This is a genomic window from Streptomyces sp. SA15 (assembly GCF_002291145.1).
In the GTDB taxonomy this organism is placed as follows: domain Bacteria; phylum Actinomycetota; class Actinomycetes; order Streptomycetales; family Streptomycetaceae; genus Streptomyces.
In genome coordinates this window covers 42,425-59,400 of sequence record NZ_NTGE01000126.1, presented here as the reverse complement: position 1 = coordinate 59,400, position 16,976 = coordinate 42,425, and the positions used below count along the sequence as shown (strand labels likewise).

The window sequence follows — 16,976 nt, the reverse complement described above, 5'->3', positions numbered from 1 at the left end:
GTTCACCGTCTCGGTGGCGACCGGCAGTTGCGTGCCGCGTCCGATGGCGACATCTATCTGTCCAGGGGGTTCATGGCCTGCTCACACCACCTGACGGACCAGTGCCGCGGCCTCGCTGGGGGTCTTGCCGACTCTCACGCCCGCGGCCTCCAGTGCCGCCTTCTTCGCCTGCGCGGTGCCGGACGAACCGGAGACGATGGCACCGGCGTGGCCCATCGTCTTGCCTTCCGGAGCGGTGAAGCCGGCGACGTAGCCGATCACGGGCTTCGTGACGTGTCGGCGGATGTGGTCGGCGGCGCGTTCCTCGGCATCGCCACCGATCTCACCGATCATGATGATGACGTCGGTCTCCGGGTCGTCCTGGAAGGCCTGGAGCGCATCGATGTGGGTGGTGCCGATGACCGGGTCGCCACCGATGCCGACGCAGGTGGAGAAGCCGATGTCACGCAGTTCGTACATCAACTGGTAGGTCAGAGTGCCGGACTTGGAGACCAGACCGATCCTGCCGGCGCCCGTGATGTCCGCGGGGATGATGCCGGCGTTGGACTTTCCAGGGCTGATGATGCCGGGACAGTTCGGCCCGATGATGCGGGTGGCGTTGCCCTTCGCCGTCGCGTGAGCCCAGATGACGGCCGCGTCGTGGACGGGGACGCCCTCGGTGATCACGACGCACATGCCGATGCCCGCGTCGATGGCCTGGACCACCGCCTCCTTCGTGAAGGCGGGCGGGACGAACGCCACGGAGACGTCGGCGCCGGTGGCGTCCATCGCCTCGGCCACCGTGCCGAAGACCGGGACCGGAGTCCCGTCCACGTCGGCCTTCCGGCCGGCCTTCCGCGGGTTGACGCCCCCGACGACGGCCGTTCCGGCGGCCAGCATCTTGGCCGTGTGCTTCATGCCTTCCGCGCCGGTCATGCCCTGGACGATCACTCTGCTGTGCTCGGTGAGGAAAATGGCCATCCGTATCACGCTCCCGCAGCCGCGAGTTCGGCGGCCGTCTCGGCCGCGTTGTCCATGGAATCCACCTGGAACACGCCGGGCAGGTTCGCCTGGTCGAGGATGACTCGGCCCTGCTCGGCGTTGTTCCCGTCGAGGCGGACGACGACCGGCTTGTTCACCGGATCACCCCGGCTCTCCAGCAGCCGGAACGCCTGGACGATGCCGTCAGCGACGGCGTCGCAGGCGGTGATGCCGCCGAAGACGTTCACCAGCACGCTGCGCACGTCCGGGTCGCCGAGGATGATGTCGAGACCGTTCGCCATCACCTCGGCCGACGCGCCGCCGCCGATGTCCAGGAAATTCGCCGGCTTCACACCCTTGTGCCGCTCGCCGGCGTAGGCCACCACGTCGAGGGTGGACATCACCAGACCCGCGCCGTTGCCGATGACGCCGACCTGGCCGTCCAGCTTGACGTAGTTGAGGTGCTTCTCCCTGGCCCTGGCCTCCAGCGAGACCTGCGTCTGCACGTCCGCCAGCGCGGCGTGCTCGGCGTGCCGAAAGCGAGCGTTGTCGTCAAGCGTGACCTTGCCGTCCAGCGCGATGATGCGGTCCTGCCCGTCCCGCACCAGCGGGTTGACCTCCACAAGGAGGGCATCCTCGGCGACGAACACGTCCCACAGCTTCTTGAGGGTGGCGGTGACCGCCTCGGCCACCTCGGCGCGGAACCCGGCGGCAGCGACGATCGTCCCCGCCGTCGCCTCGTCCATCCCGACGGCCGGGTCGATGGGGACCATCGCCAGCGCCTCGGGCTTCTCTGCGGCTATCTGCTCGATCTCCATGCCTCCCGCCGTCGAGGCCATCGCGAGGAACGTTCGGTTGGTGCGATCGAGCAGGATGGAGACGTAATACTCTTCGGTGATCTCACTCGCGGGTGTGATCAGCACCTGCCGCACCGGGTGTCCCTTGATGTCCATGCCGAGGACGGCCTTGGCCTTCAGTGCGGCCTCGTGCGGCGTCGTGGCCAGCTTCACCCCGCCGGCCTTGCCCCGCCCACCGGTCTTCACCTGGGCTTTGACCACCACCCGTGGGCCGAGCTGTTCGGCGGCGGTACGTGCGTCTTCCGGCGTGGCGGCCACTGTCCCCGGCAGCACAGGCACATCGTGCGCGGCGAACAGATCTCGTGCTTGGTACTCGTACAAGTCCATGAAGTGCCTCCCTGCCACTGCAACGGCATATGCAGCGGGTGAACCGGTCGAGAGCGCGTGGGCGCGAACCGGACGACAAGCCGCCCCACGGAACGTCGGCTGCGGCAGAGCAAGGATAAGGCGATGGGATACTGTATGCAATACGCGTGGTCGCTTGACTGATGCCAGCGTGACCACACCGGTCACAGTTGGGCTTCGGAATCCTGATGAGGCTCCGGCACGATGCGTACGGCGCCCGTTGTCGTACCGGGCTCGCCTCGCTGTCGCGGCTCTCCTGGCGCCTCTCTACAGCAGCCACGGCCAGCGGCGCCGGGTGCGCGGCGCGGGTACGCCGACATCGCCCTGTCCGGCGCCGACGGCAGGCCTGGTTTCCGGTGCGCGCCCGACATACGCGTCATCAGCGCCTCGCAGAAGGCTCCGGCCAGTCCCATGTCGTCGCACCGGGCCGGCTTGAAGACGAAGTCGAGCTCGCCCAGGTCCGGCAGTCGCACGGCACCGGCCAGCTCGCGCAGGTCGTCGGGCGTGAGCGAGCGAGCGTGCACCGTCACGCCCAGTCCGGCGCGCACGGCAGCCCAAAGGCCCGTCACATCACTGCTCGTCGCGGCCCTGAACCACCGCTGCCCGCGAGCGCACAGTGCTTCGACCGCCCGCGTCGTCGCCGAGCACGGGTGGGAAGGAAGCACCAGAGGGAGTGGTTCGTCCTTGTCGACGCGTGTGTGCGGGTGGCCGACCCACACCAACCGGTCCCTCCAGACGGGCTTGCGGTCGTCCTCACCTGGTCGTCGCTCACCAAGAACAAGGTCGAGGGCCTCGTCTTCGAGCATCACCTCCAGGACACGACTCGACCGAACGGCGAGTTCGACCCGCGTCTGCGGATTCATCCTGAGGAAATCGGCGATGGCCGACGGTGCATCGGTTTCCGCGAGTTCCTCGGCGAGTCCGAAACGCAACACCCCGGAAACCGCGCCTGATCGGGCGAAGTGAGTCATGGCGCGCGCTTCGGCATCCAATATGGCATTGGCGAATCCGATCAGAGTCTCGCCGTCGGCAGTGAGTTGTACCGAATGGGTGTCCCGAGTGAAGAGCTTCCTTCCGACAGCCGTCTCCAGCTTGCGGATGTGCTCGCTCACCGTCGACTGCTGAAGTCCGACTTCCGCGGCGGCGTGCGTGAAACTCAGCGTTCGCGCGACGGCGACGAACGTCCTGAGATGGGTGGGGTTGAGCATGTCCGCATCCTCGCGTGGGAATTGGCGCATGAACTGCGGGCAACGGTGAGGGCCGATTCGCGTCAAGCGCTACTCCCGCTCCAGCCGAACTCCGCAGACGGCGAGGCTGACGCCGAACGCCACTGCCACCGCCACCGCCCCTGACGAGACGACGACCCGGCCGCCTGGGGAGACCCGCTGACCGCGAAACCGTAGACGGCGATGGTCGTCACCAGGCCGAGGGCTCCCCCGATCAGCATGCGCCGGAACGGGAGCCGGCCCCAGGTCGCTGACCTGGGGCCGGCTCTCAGGGTGACCCGGCCGACGCCGTCCCTTGCGGCGGTCCGGGTTCGGGGCCTGCCAGGCGTCTCACGCGGGTCGCGGAGACCAGCGCGAGGGGCCGGGTGGTCCGGTTCAGATGATGACCTGCTTGTCACGCATCGCGGCGATGGCAGCCCCGTCGTAACCGAGTTCGCCCAGGACTTCGTCGGAGTGCTCGCCGAGCAGCGGGGCACCCTTGATGTCGGGCTTGAACCGCGAGAACTTGACCGGGCTGCCGACGGTCAGGTACGTACCCCGGCCCTTCTGCTCGACCTCGACGACCGTCCCGCTCTCGCGCAGCGCGGCGTCCTCGGCGATCTCCTTCATGCTCAGCACGGGCGCGCAGGGCACCTCCCACTTGCGCAGGATGTCGACCGCCTCGTACTTCGTCTTGTCGGCCAGCCACTTCTCGATCTCTTCGAAGATCTCGAAGATGTGGTTCTGACGGGCCTTCGCGGTGGCGTACTCCGAGTCTTCTGCCCACTCGGGGCGGCCGATGGCCTCGGCAGTCCGCTTCCAGTTCTGCTCCTGGATCGTGAAGTAGATGTAGGCGTTGGGGTCGGTCTCCCAGCCCTTGCACTTCAGCACCCAACCGGGCTGGCCGCCGCCGCCGGCGTTGCCGCCCCGCGGCACTGCCTCCCCGAACTCGCCGCCCGGGTACTGCGGGTACTCCTCCAGATAGCCCACCCGGTCCAGGCGCTGCTGGTCGCGGAGCTTGACCCGGCACAGGTTGAGCACGGCGTCCTGCATCGACACCGACACCTTCTGGCCCTTGCCCGTCCTGTCACGGTCGATCAGCGCCGTCAGCAGGCCGATCAGCAGGTGCATGCCGGAGTTGCTGTCACCGAGGGCGGCGCCGCTGACGGTCGGCGGTCCGTCCCAGAAACCGGTCGTCGAGGCGCCACCGCCGGCGCACTGGGCCACGTTCTCGTAGACCTTGAGGTCGTTCCACGGCGAGTCCTCGTTGAACCCCTTGACGGAGCCGAAGATCAGCCGCGGGTTCCACTCCTGGAGCGTCTCCCAGCTCAGACCCATGCGGTCCATGGCGCCCGGCGCGAAGTTCTCGACCAGGAGGTCGGCCTGGCGGACCAGCTTCTCCATGACCTCCCGGCCCTCGGGGGCCTTGGTGTTGATGGCCAGGGAGCGCTTGTTGCTGTTCAGCATGGTGAAGTACAGCGCGTCGGCGTCGGGGATGTCGCGCAGCTGGTTACGCGTCACGTCACCGCCGGTGGTGCGCTCGACCTTCAGCACGTCGGCGCCGAGCCAGGCGAGCATCTGCGTACAGGCCGGACCGGCCTGCACGCCCGTGAAGTCGATCACCTTTATCCCGGAAAGGGGCAGTTCAGTCATGTTTGCTGTCTCTCTCGTGAATCATCTGGATACGGGTGCGCGCGTTTCGCCCAGCGCGCCGCTCACTTGACGGTGATGCCCTTGGGGTTCAGGTGCGCGATGTTGCCGCTCTCGGTGCCGTCCGTGGGGTCGATCACACAGTCGATGAGCGCCGGACCACCGGCGGCCAGGGCCTCGCGCAGGGCGGTGGCGACCTGGGCAGGCGTCGTCGCCTGATAGCCCTTGCCGCCGAACGCCTCGATCATGAGGTCGTGGCGGGCCTTCAGCGCCGTCGGCGCCGGGTCGTCCGAGGCGGACGGGTCGTCTCCGCGGTAGACGCCACTGTTGTTGAGGACGACGGTCACGATGGGAAGGTTGTAGCGGCAGACCGTCTCGATCTCCATACCGCTGAACCCGAACGCACTGTCGCCCTCGATGGCGACGACCGGATCGCCCGTCTCGACGGCGGCGGCGATCGCATAGCCCATGCCGATGCCCATCACGCCCCAGGTGCCGCTGTCCAGCCGGTGCCGCGGCACCTGCATGCCGATCGTGTTACGGGCCAGGTCCAGCGCGTTGGCACCCTCATTGACGACATAGATGCGCTGGTTCTCGCTGAGCACGTCGCGGATGGCCTGCAGCGCGCCCAGGAACTTCATCGGGTGTGCCGTCAGTGCGGCCTCCAGGCGCCCGGCCATCTTGGCGACGTTCTGCGCGGAGCGGGCAGCGATCTCCTCGCGCCACTGCGCCGGCGCCGCGATCCGCCCCGGCTTGCTCCGCTCGACCAGCAGCTCCATCACCGAGCCGACGTCGCCGACCAGCGGAGCCGCGATGGGCTGGTTGCTGTCCATCTCCGGGGCCGCGATGTCGACCTGGACGAACTTGGCATCCGCGTTCCACTGCGGTGCGTCGCCGTGACCGAGCAGCCAGTTCAGACGGGCACCGACCAGCATCACGACATCCGCCCGGCGCAGCGCCAGCGACCGCGCGGTCGCCACCGACTGCGGATGGTCATCGGGCAGCAGGCCCTTCGCCATCGACATGGGCAGGTAAGGGATGCCGGTGGTCTCGACGAACTCCCGGATCCGCTCATCGGCCTGCGCGTACGCCGCGCCCTTGCCCAGCACGATCAGCGGACGCTCGGCACCCGCCAGCAACTCGATCGCCCGGTCCACGGCCGCCAGCTCCGGTAGCTGACGCGGCGCCGGGTCGACAAGCCGCCACAACGACGCGGCACCTTTCTCGGCGTCGATGACCTCACCCAGCACCGCGGCCGGGATGTCCAGGTAGACCCCACCCGGGCGTCCCGAAATCGCGGTACGGATCGCACGGGCGATGCCACGGCCGATGTCCTCGGCCCGGTGCACCCGGTAGGCCGCCTTGACGAACGGCTTCGCAGCCGCGAGCTGGTCCATCTCCTCGTAGTCGCCCCGCTGGAGATCGACCAGGTGCCGCTCGCTGGACCCCGAGATCTGCACCATCGGGAAACAGTTGGTGGTGGCGTTCGCAAGTGCCACAAGCCCGTTGAGGAAACCCGGTGCGGACACCGTCAGGCAGATGCCCGGCTTCTGCGTCAGGAACCCGGCCGCCGCCGCCGCGTGCCCCGCATCGCTCTCATGCCGGAAACCGATGTAGCGAATCCCCGACGCCTGCGCGAGACGAGCCAAGTCGGTGATCGGGATGCCGACAACCCCGTAGATCGTCTCGACGCCGTTCATCTTCAACGCATCGACAACCAGATGGATCCCATCGGTGAGAGCGGCCGGATCGCCGGCGCCCTCCACGCCTGTGTCCTGTACGACAGCGTCCGTCATGGTACGGATCCTCCCTAGCGGGTCACCGAGTTCCTCTTCCGCCCTCACCATCCGCGTAAGGGGGCCGACTCGTCCAAGATCTGTTGCCAACCAGCTGATTTACGTTGTTTATCAATGTGGGCGCACAGCCGCCGCATGCGCCACGGTGCGCTCAGGGGCTTCCGTCAGGGGCAGTGGTGACAGGCTCCCTGCCGACCCGGGGCGTTTCCGTCAGCTTGCGACGCGGATGTCCACGGGCTTGTCGTACCGGGGCTCGTCCATGCCGGGCGAAGCAGCGAGGTCCGACTGCCCCGGCACGAAGACCTCGTCCAACGACAGCCCCGCGACCACGTTGAGGAACTCCCTGGCGGCGACCGATCCGGGCGTCGCCGCGTAGATGGCCGCCGAGATCTGCGCCCTGGCGTCCGGCTCGACCAGCCGGACGGCCCTGGTCGGGCCGCTCATCGGCATGGCGTTCAGCCATGTGTGCGGAACGACGCTCGCCCACGCCCCCGTGGCGACATGGGCGCAGAGGGAGGCGACGGAGTCCGTCTCGACCTGCGGAGTCGCCACGGCCCCGCAGCTTTCGAAGGCGTCGTCGATGAACTGGCGGAACCGCATGTCCGGCGTCAGCAGTGCCAGCGGGAGCTGGGCCGCCTCGGCCCACGTGATCGTGGGGCCCGCGGGCACCAGGTGATCGCCGGACACCAGCAGCACGTACTGCTCCTCGTACAGCGGCACCATCTCCAGGCCGTCCCGGTCCTCGGGCCCGAAGTGGGCGATGGCGGCGTCCAGCTCGAAGTCGCGCAGTTGCCGCACCAGTTCCGCGGAGGACAGCCGGGAGCAGACCTTCACCCTGGCCAGCGGGTGCATCGCGCAGAACCTGGCCACGGGCAGCCCTGTCGTGGTCGACACAGTGGGGCCTGTCCCCAGGCGCAGCGTTCCGGTGATGCCCGACCGCATGACGGCCACCTCGGCCTTGAAGGCGTCGTGCTCGGCGAGGATCCGCTTGGCCCATACGACGAGCCGCTCGCCCTCCGGGGTCAGGCCCTCGAAGTTGTGCCCCCGGTTGATCAAGGTGACGTTCAGCTCCCGCTCCAGCTTGGAGATGGCGATCGACAGCGCCGGCTGCGAGACGTAGCAGGACTCCGCCGCCCGTGCGAAGTGCTTCTCCCTGGCCACTGCGACGAAGTACTCGAGCTGCCGGAACAACATGAGCGGCTCCTCAGGGGCTGGATGGCACAGGACCGGCCGTCGGTCCCGGCCAGTGCGGTCTGTACGCACCCTACTGTATGCAGTATTCCTTATTCTGGGCCGGACGCCATACCCTCGACGAGGTCAATCGGGAGAAGGCGCCCGCCACACGCACGTGATCGCGGTCCGCGGGTGCGCCCAGGAGGAGGGAACCATCGTGGGTGAGAGCAGCAACACGACGGCCGCATGCGAGGCCTCGAAGGAGACGGCGAGCTCCGGCACCGGACGTACTGGCGAGCCGGAGGCCTGGCTGGCCCAGGCGATCGTGCGCGAGTCACCCGAGGCCATCGTGGTCGCCGACCCGGACGGGATCATCCTGGTGTGGAACAACGGCGCAGAACGCATGTTCGGCCACACGGCGGCCGAGGCCGTGGGCCAGAGCCTCGATCTGATCATCCCGGAGAAGCTGCGGGCGCGGCACGACAAGGGCTACCGGAACACGATGGCCACCGGCCAGACCCGATACGGCGACAAGCTGCTCGGCGTGCCGGCCACCCACCGGGACGGCCACCGCCTGTCGATCGAGTTCACGGTGGCGCTGCTGCGGGACGCGACCGGCCGGATCGCCGGAATCTCCGCGGTCATGCGCGAGGTCACGGAACGCCGCAACACCGAGAAGGCCCTGCGCACGCGGCTGGCGGAACTCGAGCGCCGGCTGCCCGCGAGTTCCCCGGCCTGACGGCGCACCGGACGGGTCACACCGGGCCGATCGTGCGGACGGCCCGCGCCCCGAACCAGCCGGGCTGTGAACCAGCCTTCGCGATGTAGGGTTCGGCGTCGATGACAACCTCGCCGCTGGGGAACGGTCACGTCACCGAAGCGGAGGACGCCCTTGTCGTGGTCGATGTCGGTGTCGTTGGAGCACGTGCCAAACGCCACCCGCGTCGCCGCGGTGCGAGTAGTCGCGGTGCGGGTCGTCGCGGTGCACGGCTTGGCTTCACCAACGCCGAATCGACCGCGGCCGTGCCGACGCGCTTCGCCTGAGGAGTAACGCCCTTTTTTCCTCAGCACTTCGGCCAGATTGACCGCGCCCACCACGCTCTGCACAGCGGACGACTGGACCGTGAGGTCGTCCCGGCCGTCGTCCCGGCCGTCACCCCGGAGCCGACCGGTGTGAACCGCGAACTCGCTGAATCGTGGTCCGGTTGCCCGTCCTCGTCCTCGTTCTCGTCCTCGTCCTCCGTCTCCGGAGAAGGTCGGTGCTGCCACCTGCCGGGGCGCGGTCATGGTTTTCGTGGACAGGGGACGGGTGTGCGTGGCGGCGCGACAGGCACCACGCGGTCCGGGTCGAGGATCGCAACCACCTGGCACCCAAGTGCCGAGCGTGCCGCCCGCGGAGAGTCCGACGTACTCCTCGAACATTCAGAACGGCGCGTAGTTGACGCGGTCCGATGAAAGCCTGCCGGAGCCGACGGCGAGCAGGGCCGCGTGCAAGGCGTGGAGGCTGTGCGCCACTTCGACGGGAAGAACCGAACGCCCATTTCCACGATTCCGACAACGAGTCGCTCAGCGGCCCGAAATCCCAGTGACCGAGCTGAGAGAAAGAGCACCTCCTGCCGACGTTTTCCGCTTCATCGGTGCCACCTATCAAGGGACAGGAACAGCCTTTTTGACGGGTGTGATGAACTGGCTTAGCTTTTTTTCGCGGGGAGGATGTTCGCAAGGTCTCCGCGAAGTCGGACGCGGAAAGGCAGGGCAGAAGAATGGGTGTTCTGGAAGACCCCACCGACGATCGCCTGGCAGTCACGCCGCCCAAGACCTGGGCGACCGGTGTCCCCGCGGTCACCCACGCGCTGCGGTACTCGCTGAGCCAGACGTCGCCCCGCCGAACGATGCTGACGCTGTTGAACATCAACCAGGCCGAGGGCATCGACTGCCCGGGCTGTGCCTGGCCGGAACCGGAGCCCGGCAAGCGGCACATGAACGAGTACTGCGAGAACGGCGCCAAGCACATCAACGACGAGGCGACCTCGCGACGAGTGCGGCGCGACTTCTTTCGGCAGTACACCGTCGAGGAACTGGGCCGGAAGTCCGACTACTGGCTCAATCAGCAGGGGCGGCTGACCGAACCGATGGTCAAGCGGCCGGGTTCGGACCACTACGAGCCCATCGGCTGGGAGGAAGCGCTGTCCCTGATGGCTCGGGAACTGCGTGAACTCGACTCCCCGGACGAAGCCCTCTTCTACACCTCCGGCCGGCTGGCCAACGAGGCGGCGTTCCTCCTCCAGCTCTTCACCCGCGCGTACGGCACCAACAACCTGCCGGACTGCAGCAACATGTGCCACGAGTCCAGCGGGGCCGCGCTGACCCAGACCCTGGGCATCGGCAAGGGCACCGTGAGTCTCGACGACATCCACAACGCCGACCTGGTCTTCGTCGTGGGCCAGAACCCGGGCACGAACCACCCTCGCATGCTGTCGGCCCTGGAGGAGACCAAGCGCAACGGCGGCAGTGTCGTCGCCGTCAACACCCTTCCCGAGGCCGGGCTGATGCGTTTCAAGCACCCGCAGCGGCCCCGCGGCGTGCTGGGCCGGGGCACAGTCATCACGGACCAGTTCCTGCACATCCGCGCCGGCGGCGACCTCGCGCTCTTCCAGGCGCTGAACCTGCTGCTGATCCAGGCCGAGGACGAAGACCCGGGCACGGTCCTGGACCACGACTTCATCCGCAAGCACAGCACGGGCTTCGACGCGTTCGCCGAGCACGCGCGCAAGACGTCCTGGGAGGACGTCCTCACGGCCACGGGTCTTACCCGCGAGGAAATCGAGCAGGTTCACGAGCGGGTCCTGAAGGCCAGGAGCGTCATCGTGTGCTGGGCGATGGGCGTGACGCAGCACAAGCACGGGGTCGCCACCATCCGTGAGATGGTCAACTTCCTCATGCTGGGCGGCAATCTCGGCAGGTCCGGCGCCGGGGTGTGCCCGGTGCGCGGCCATAGCAACGTCCAGGGCGACCGCACCATGGGCGTGTGGGAGCGGATGCCACAGAGCTTCCTCGACGCCCTGGAGCGCGAGTTCGGTTTCACCCCGCCCAAGAAGCACGGCTACGACTCGGTCGACGCCATACGCGCCATGCGCGACGGCAAGGCGAAGCTCTTCCTCGGCGTGGCCGGGAACTTCGTACGGGCCGCGCCCGACAGCGAAGTGACCGAGCAGGCGATGCGCCGCTGCCGGCTGACGGCGCACATCTCCACCAAGCTCAACCGCTCCCACACCGTCTGCGGCGAGACGGCCCTCATCCTGCCCACGCTGGGCCGCAGCGACCGGGACATCCAGGCCGGCGGCGAGCAGTTCGTCACCGTCGAGGACTCCATGAGCATGGTCCACGCGTCGCGAGGACGGCTCGCGCCCGCCTCGGACGACCTGCTGAGCGAGGTGGCGATCATCTCCCGGCTGGCCCGCCGCACCCTCGGTGACTTCCCCGCCATCCCCTGGGAGGAGTTCGAGGCGGACTACGGCACGGTCAGGGACCGCATCTCCCGTGTGGTGCCCGGCTTCGAGGACTTCAACGAGCGCGTCAACCAGCCGGGCGGCTTCCTGCTGCCCAATCCCGTCAATGACCTGACGTTCCGCACCCCGACCGGCAAGGCCGTCTTCACCTGCAACGACCTGGCGATGCTGCGGCCCCCGGCAGGGCACCTCATCCTGCAGTCGCTGCGGTCGCACGACCAGTGGAACACCATCCCGTACGCGATGAACGACCGTTACCGCGGCATCCACAACGGCCGCCGCGTGGTCATGGTCAACCCCGAGGACATCGCGTCCCTGGGCCTGGCCGACCTGCAAACGGTCGACCTGGTCAGTGTCTGGCACGACGGCACCGAGCGGCGGGCCGAGGACTTCCGGGTGGTCCCCTACCCCACCTCCCGCGGATCGGCCGCCGCCTACTACCCGGAGACCAATGTCCTGGTACCCCTGGACAGCGTCGCGGACGTCAGCAACTGCCCCACATCCAAGGGAATCGTGGTGCGGCTGGAGCCGGCCGCCGACGATCGCGCCTAATACTCCAGTTGCGCTTCGCTATTGCCGCCGGTCAGAGGCCGGTTTCTAAGCAGGCTACCGAAGTCCTCGACGTCCGACCGCCAGCGGTGCCGCGCTGCAGAGGTGCCCAACGCCCGGGCGTGCTCGAGGAGGCCAGGCTGGGCTACGTCGTCGCGGTCCCGAAGTAGCAGCAGGTCAACCTCGCCGACTGCCGGCGCATCGACCCGCTCATAGGTGACGCCCCCGGTGAAGCCTGGAGCGGCTCTCCCGCGGCGACGGAGCCAAGGGCCCGCGCGTCCACGACTGGGCAGCCGCCCGGCTCCCGGCTGTTGCCTTCTTCGGAGGTGACGAGCCTTCCCACCACCGGTGGGTACTGTCGCGCCGCAGCATTGCCCAAGCGGACGGGATCGCCTACTACCTGGTCCATGCGCCCGACGGCACCATTGTCGCGGTGATGGTGCCGGTCGCCGGCTCCAGAGTGGTAGCGCTTCTTGCGGTCGCCTGTCCCAGCGGCTCGATGAGCGTCACGTCGACCTGCAGCCGGCGGCCGCGGCGCTGGTTTTCGCAGCGCCTCCAGCGGGCGCAGCGGCGCTAGTGGCGCTGCGAGGCCGACAGCCGGTTCAGCCAACTTGCACCCTGTCGAGCCCAGCATGCTCAGCATCTCGGCTCGTCGAGGTGCATTCGGAGACCGGGTGCTCGATCGTGGCCGACCTGCCGCCACCCGCTCAGCCCTCGGGCCGGCCCTGTGGTCTCCGCTCCGTGACGCGCACCAGAGGAGCCCGCCGCCGGTGAAACCGGCATGCAGCATAGATTTGGGAAGTGCCCCAACCCTCGAAGTTCCTGATCTGCGGGGCGCCGAGCGAAAGGTGCTCTGCCGTGCTCTTCCGGCAGCTCGAATACCTGGTGGCCCTGGCCCGCGAACGCCATTTCGCCCGCGCCGCCCAAAGCTGCGGGGTGTCCCAGCCCTCTCTGTCCGAGGCGATCCGCAAGCTGGAAGAGGAATTCGGGGTCCCGCTGATCCAGCGGGGACGGCGCTTCGACGGGCTCACCGCCGAAGGAGAACGCGTCGTCGTGTGGGCGAGGCAGATCCTGGCCGACCGAGACGCTCTCCGAGGCGAGGTCGACGCCATGCGGACGGGGCTGAGCGGCCGTATCCGCATAGGCACCGTACCCAGCGCCGCCACCGCCGTGCCACGGCTGATCGACCCCTTGTGCACACGGCATCCGCTGCTCACCGCGCAGGTGATGGCTGACCTGACATCCACCGACATTCTGACGATGCTCCGGGAGTTTTCCATCGACGCCGCCCTCACCTACCTGGACGACGACGTGCGAGCCGCATTCCGCGTGGTGCCGCTGTACCGGGAGAAGTACGTCCTGCTCACCGGTGTGGACTGGGCACCGGTCCGCGGTGAATCGGTGTCCTGGGCCGAGGCGGCGGCGCTCCCCCTGTGCCTGCTCACCCCCACCATGCGCGGGCGGCGCACCATGGACGCCTTCTTCGCGGAGGAGGGGGCCGAACCGGTGGCGAGGGTGGAGACGGACTCGTTCGCCTCGCTGATCGCCCACGTGGTCCCCGGGCGGTGGGCCGGGATCGTTCCACTGGCCTGGATACACGCCCTCGGTGTACCCCCGGGGGTGCGGGCCGTACCCATGGCCGACATCTCACCGGCGCCGGAGATCGGCCTGGTGGCCTGCCGTCGGGAACCCGAGTCCGTGACGGTGCAGGCGCTGCTGGCCGCCGCGCGCAAGGTCGATCTCCGACCCCTGGAGCTGCTTCCCCGGATGCGTGTGCCGAGCCCTGACCGAGCCCGAGGAACTGACCAAGTCGGACCGTGACGGGATGGACGTACGTCCAGTTCAGAGCCCTGATGGCAGACGAGTCGGCTGTACGCCGGATTTTGTCACCCGGTCGCCTCGCAGCGGCCGGGGAGACGGCCATCCATCTAGGACGTTCGATTCTCGGCACCCGCTCCAGATTCAAGCTCCGCCTACGAATCTGACTGTCCAAACCTGTCACCCCAGCTCGTGAGACTGCCCATACAGTTCGACGGCTGTCGCCTGCGTGTGAGGATGTCCCGGTCCGAGTACCTGGGTTCGGAGTTCCAGCACCTTGGACAGCGTGTGCCGCGACTCTTCGGGCCTGCCGGCCCGGTGGTAGGCACGCGCCAGGAACGTACCGGGGCGCGCCCGGACGTCCCGGTCAGCCGATCAGGCGCGGCTCTCCGACCTCGGCCGCGTCGGCTTCCAGGCCGTTCTTGGTGAGGATCTTCGCGAGTTCGCCGCTGCTCCGCAGTTCCGCGATGTCCGCGTTGACGGCCTTCAGCATGTCCTCATGTCCCTTGGGCATCGGGAAGGTGGACTGGGCGGCCTCGACCGAGGCGGCGACCTTGTCGAAGGGCTTGGCCTTCTCGACCTTCAGATTCTTGCCCTTGGCCGTGTACACGGCGGAGCCATAGCTGTCCACGCACACGTCGAGGCGGCCGGCCTGGAGGTCCTGGTAACAGTTCACGCCCGAGGCGTACGTCTTCAGCTTGCCGCCGAGGTAGTCCTTGAGGTCCGCGACCCACAAGTAGCCCTCCACCGTCCCGACCGTGAGCCCCTTCGACCTGAGGTCCGGGATGGCGGTCACGCCCTCCTCCGACACGAGCGCCATGTCGTCAAGGTAGAGCGGGTCGGACAGGTCGAGCGCCTTCGCCCGTTCCGCGGTGCGGTACCAGTCTCCGGCCGCCAGATCGGCCCGCCCGGCCTGCGCGGTCGGAATGACGGCGGCGGCACCGGCGGCCTTGACGGACAGGGTGAGACATTCCATCTTCGCGATCGCCTTGAGGATGTCCCCGTCGACGCCGGTGAGGTCGTTCCCCTCGACCTTGCTGAACGGCGGAATCTCGAAGCTCACCACGGAGAGAGTGCCGTCTGTCATCGTCTTGAACTCGTGCTTGGGCTTGCAGTCGTCGCTGACGGTGGTCGTGGACGATTCGCCTCCACAGCCCGAGAGCGTGGCGACGGCCAGGAGCGTGACGGCGGCCATGGCTGCGGGGAACTTGCTGTTCATGTTTCTCCCTGGTGTTTCCGTGACCGGGTGAACGCGTGCGCGTGTTGTCCCGGGTCGATGGGACTCCGGCTGTGTCGTTCGGTGCCGTGCCGCGGGCCGGGTCCGCGGCAGCCGGTGCGTCCGGGTTCTCAGACGTGGCGGGCGAGACGGCGCTCGGCGCGCTCGGACAGCCAGCTGGCGGGGATGGTGATGGAGAGGTACATGAGGCCCGCGAGGGAGAGGACGCTCAGGTACTTGAACGTGGAGGAGCCGTACGAGTACGCGGCACCCAGCAGTTCGGGCACGGCGATCGAGTAGGCGAGCGAGGTGGCCTGGAAGATCAGGATGGACAGGCCCATGAGGGCGGGGATGGCGACGCGCAGCCCTTGGGGGATCACGATGAAGCGCAACACGGAGAACCGGCTCATGCCGAGGGCGTCCGCCGCTTCCAGCTGGCCCTGCGGAACGGACTGCAGGCCGCCACGGATGATCTCACTCGCGTAGGCGCCGGTGGTCAGGGCGAGGGCGAGCGTCGCGGAGACGAAGGAGCTCAGCGACAATCCCTGCTCGGGCAGGCCGAAGTAGACGATCTGCAGCATCACCAGCGCCGGTGTGCCACGTCCGATCTCCACGAGGGCGATGACCGTGTAGCGGACCGGCACGATGCGTGATGCCGAGCCGAGTGCCAGCAGCAGTCCCAGCGGCATGCCGAGCGCGAGACTGCCCGCGACCAGTTGAGCGCTGACCTTGAGTCCGTCCAGGAGCTGAGGGAAGGCATCCGTCCAGTCGGTGAGGAAGCTCATCGCGCCACCCTTCGCTGCAGGCGCTTGTCGAGGGAGCGGGACAGCGCCGCGCAAACCGCCGACAGGACGATGTAGAGGACGGCCGCCACCAGGAACGGCTTGATCGCGTCACCGGTCGTGCGCGACCGCTCGTTCGCCCAGTAGAGGACCTCGGTGACCCCGAGGGTGAAAGCCACCGAGGAGTCCTTGAACAGGCCGATGCCGTAGGTGGCCGTCGCCGGCACGGAGATACGGAAGACCTGCGGGGCGATGATCTTGCGGACGATGGCCACGCTGCTCATGCCCAGGGCCCTGGCGGCCTCCCACTGGCCGTGGTGCACCGCGGTGAGCCCGCCACGGTAGATCTCGGCCATGTAGGCGCAGGAGATCAGGCCCATGCCGATGATCGACGCCTGAAGCGGCTCGATTCCCGGCAGCGAGGTGCCCAGGCCGAAGTAGATGATGAACAGCCATACCAGCGGCGGGATACCCCGGAACACCTCGATCACGGAGCGGGACAGCAAGCGCAGCCACGGCCGGCTGGAGACGCGCGCCGCGACGAACGGCAAACCGCCCACGATGCCGATCCCGAGACTCGCGCCGGTCAGCAGCAGCGTCGTCGGTACGCCTTTGAGCACCGTGAGAACCAGGTCAGACCCCATCGCGGTCCACCGCCCTGAGGAACTGCCGGGTCCGGGCGTGCGCGGGCGCCGAGAAGATGTCGGTGGGCTTGCCCTCTTCGAGGACGGCCCCGTCGGCCATGACGACGAGGTGGTCGGAGACGTCCCGGGCGAACTCCATCTCGTGGGTGACCACCACCATGGTCATGCCGTCGTCGGCGAGTTCCCGCATCACGTTCAGCACCTCGAGGCCCAGCTCGGGGTCGAGCGCGGAGGTGGGTTCGTCGAAGAGCATCACCTGGGGGTCGAGGGCCAGGGCGCGCGCGATGGCGATGCGCTGCTGCTGGCCCCCTGAACAGCGGTTCGGGTACTGCTCGGCCTTGTCCGCGAGCCCCACCCGCTCCAGCAGCGCGAGACCACGCTCGCGGGCCTGCTCCGGGCCGCGGCCGAGCACCTGCTCCTGCGGGAGCGTGATGTTGCGCAGCACGGACAGGTGGGGGAAGAGGTTGAACCA

At 68.2% G+C, this 16,976-nt stretch carries 13 protein-coding genes and 1 pseudogene; 3 read left to right on the top strand and 11 right to left on the bottom strand.

Going from position 1 to position 16,976, the window contains the following annotated elements; genetic code table 11:
• Positions 1 to 81 precede the first annotated feature (81 nt).
• The 6 genes from sucD to CLM62_RS29270 all read right to left on the bottom strand — a co-directional run bounded on the left by sucD (position 82) and on the right by CLM62_RS29270 (position 8,007).
• Positions 82 to 960 carry a succinate--CoA ligase subunit alpha gene (sucD, locus tag CLM62_RS29295; RefSeq protein ID WP_095752922.1) on the bottom strand — a complete coding sequence of 293 codons (879 nt, stop codon included), beginning with the start codon at positions 958 to 960 and terminating at the stop codon, positions 82 to 84.
• A 5-nt stretch (positions 961 to 965) separates the two neighbouring features.
• Positions 966 to 2,144, bottom strand: coding sequence for an ADP-forming succinate--CoA ligase subunit beta (gene sucC, locus CLM62_RS29290; RefSeq protein ID WP_095752921.1), 1,179 nt, complete (start codon positions 2,142 to 2,144; stop codon positions 966 to 968).
• Between the two features lie 182 nt (positions 2,145 to 2,326).
• The gene (locus tag CLM62_RS29285; RefSeq protein WP_179382267.1) at positions 2,327 to 3,370 is read right to left on the bottom strand and encodes a LysR family transcriptional regulator; all 1,044 of its coding nucleotides are present in this window, start codon (positions 3,368 to 3,370) and stop codon (positions 2,327 to 2,329) included.
• 393 nt (positions 3,371 to 3,763) lie between these two features.
• Positions 3,764 to 5,020, bottom strand: coding sequence for a formyl-CoA transferase (frc, locus tag CLM62_RS29280; RefSeq protein ID WP_095752919.1), 1,257 nt, complete (start codon positions 5,018 to 5,020; stop codon positions 3,764 to 3,766).
• Positions 5,021 to 5,082: 62 nt separating this feature from the next.
• Positions 5,083 to 6,813, bottom strand: coding sequence for an oxalyl-CoA decarboxylase (gene oxc, locus CLM62_RS29275; protein ID WP_095752918.1), 1,731 nt, complete (start codon positions 6,811 to 6,813; stop codon positions 5,083 to 5,085).
• A 210-nt stretch (positions 6,814 to 7,023) separates the two neighbouring features.
• The gene (locus CLM62_RS29270; protein ID WP_095752917.1) at positions 7,024 to 8,007 is read right to left on the bottom strand and encodes a LysR family transcriptional regulator; all 984 of its coding nucleotides are present in this window, start codon (positions 8,005 to 8,007) and stop codon (positions 7,024 to 7,026) included.
• Between the two features lie 196 nt (positions 8,008 to 8,203).
• Between CLM62_RS29270 and CLM62_RS29265 the strand changes: the two genes are divergently transcribed.
• The 3 genes from CLM62_RS29265 (at position 8,204) to CLM62_RS29255 (ending at position 13,865) form a co-directional block, all read left to right on the top strand.
• On the top strand, positions 8,204 to 8,725 hold the full coding sequence (locus CLM62_RS29265; RefSeq protein WP_257004151.1) for a PAS domain S-box protein: 522 nt from the start codon (positions 8,204 to 8,206) through the stop codon (positions 8,723 to 8,725).
• A gap of 1,024 nt (positions 8,726 to 9,749) precedes the next feature.
• On the top strand, positions 9,750 to 12,047 hold the full coding sequence (locus CLM62_RS29260) for an FdhF/YdeP family oxidoreductase (protein ID WP_095752915.1): 2,298 nt from the start codon (positions 9,750 to 9,752) through the stop codon (positions 12,045 to 12,047).
• An 855-nt stretch (positions 12,048 to 12,902) separates the two neighbouring features.
• A complete protein-coding gene (locus CLM62_RS29255; RefSeq protein WP_095752914.1) occupies positions 12,903 to 13,865 on the top strand; it encodes a LysR family transcriptional regulator in 963 nt (320 codons plus the stop codon).
• 177 nt (positions 13,866 to 14,042) lie between these two features.
• Here the strand turns inward: CLM62_RS29255 and CLM62_RS53185 are convergent, their stop codons facing one another.
• The 5 genes and pseudogenes from CLM62_RS53185 to CLM62_RS29235 all read right to left on the bottom strand — a co-directional run.
• Positions 14,043 to 14,198, bottom strand: coding sequence for a tetratricopeptide repeat protein (locus CLM62_RS53185; RefSeq protein WP_107483831.1), 156 nt, complete (start codon positions 14,196 to 14,198; stop codon positions 14,043 to 14,045).
• A 31-nt stretch (positions 14,199 to 14,229) separates the two neighbouring features.
• A complete protein-coding gene (locus CLM62_RS29250) occupies positions 14,230 to 15,081 on the bottom strand; it encodes an ABC transporter substrate-binding protein (RefSeq protein WP_095752913.1) in 852 nt (283 codons plus the stop codon).
• A gap of 128 nt (positions 15,082 to 15,209) precedes the next feature.
• A complete protein-coding gene (locus CLM62_RS29245) occupies positions 15,210 to 15,863 on the bottom strand; it encodes an amino acid ABC transporter permease (RefSeq protein WP_095752912.1) in 654 nt (217 codons plus the stop codon).
• Positions 15,860 to 16,504: an amino acid ABC transporter permease gene (locus CLM62_RS29240; protein WP_095752911.1), complete on the bottom strand. Its 645-nt coding sequence runs from the start codon at positions 16,502 to 16,504 to the stop codon at positions 15,860 to 15,862. Before CLM62_RS29240 ends, CLM62_RS29245 begins: the two co-directional genes overlap by 4 nt.
• Positions 16,494 to 16,973, bottom strand: a pseudogene (locus tag CLM62_RS29235) (amino acid ABC transporter ATP-binding protein); the annotation flags it as partial. The gene CLM62_RS29240 and the pseudogene CLM62_RS29235, both read right to left, overlap by 11 nt.
• Positions 16,974 to 16,976: the final 3 nt, after the last annotated feature.

Coding starts and splice junctions, on each gene's coding strand:
- CLM62_RS29270 (WP_095752917.1), bottom strand. CDS start 8,007: ATGTTGTTCCGGCAGCTCGAGTACTTCGTCGCAGTGGCCAGGGAGAAG.
- sucC (WP_095752921.1), bottom strand. CDS start 2,144: ATGGACTTGTACGAGTACCAAGCACGAGATCTGTTCGCCGCGCACGAT.
- CLM62_RS29260 (WP_095752915.1), top strand. CDS start 9,750: ATGGGTGTTCTGGAAGACCCCACCGACGATCGCCTGGCAGTCACGCCG.
- sucD (WP_095752922.1), bottom strand. CDS start 960: ATGGCCATTTTCCTCACCGAGCACAGCAGAGTGATCGTCCAGGGCATG.
- oxc (WP_095752918.1), bottom strand. CDS start 6,813: ATGACGGACGCTGTCGTACAGGACACAGGCGTGGAGGGCGCCGGCGAT.
- CLM62_RS29250 (WP_095752913.1), bottom strand. CDS start 15,081: ATGAACAGCAAGTTCCCCGCAGCCATGGCCGCCGTCACGCTCCTGGCC.
- CLM62_RS29245 (WP_095752912.1), bottom strand. CDS start 15,863: ATGAGCTTCCTCACCGACTGGACGGATGCCTTCCCTCAGCTCCTGGAC.
- CLM62_RS29240 (WP_095752911.1), bottom strand. CDS start 16,504: ATGGGGTCTGACCTGGTTCTCACGGTGCTCAAAGGCGTACCGACGACG.
- CLM62_RS29285 (WP_179382267.1), bottom strand. CDS start 3,370: ATGCTCAACCCCACCCATCTCAGGACGTTCGTCGCCGTCGCGCGAACG.
- frc (WP_095752919.1), bottom strand. CDS start 5,020: ATGACTGAACTGCCCCTTTCCGGGATAAAGGTGATCGACTTCACGGGC.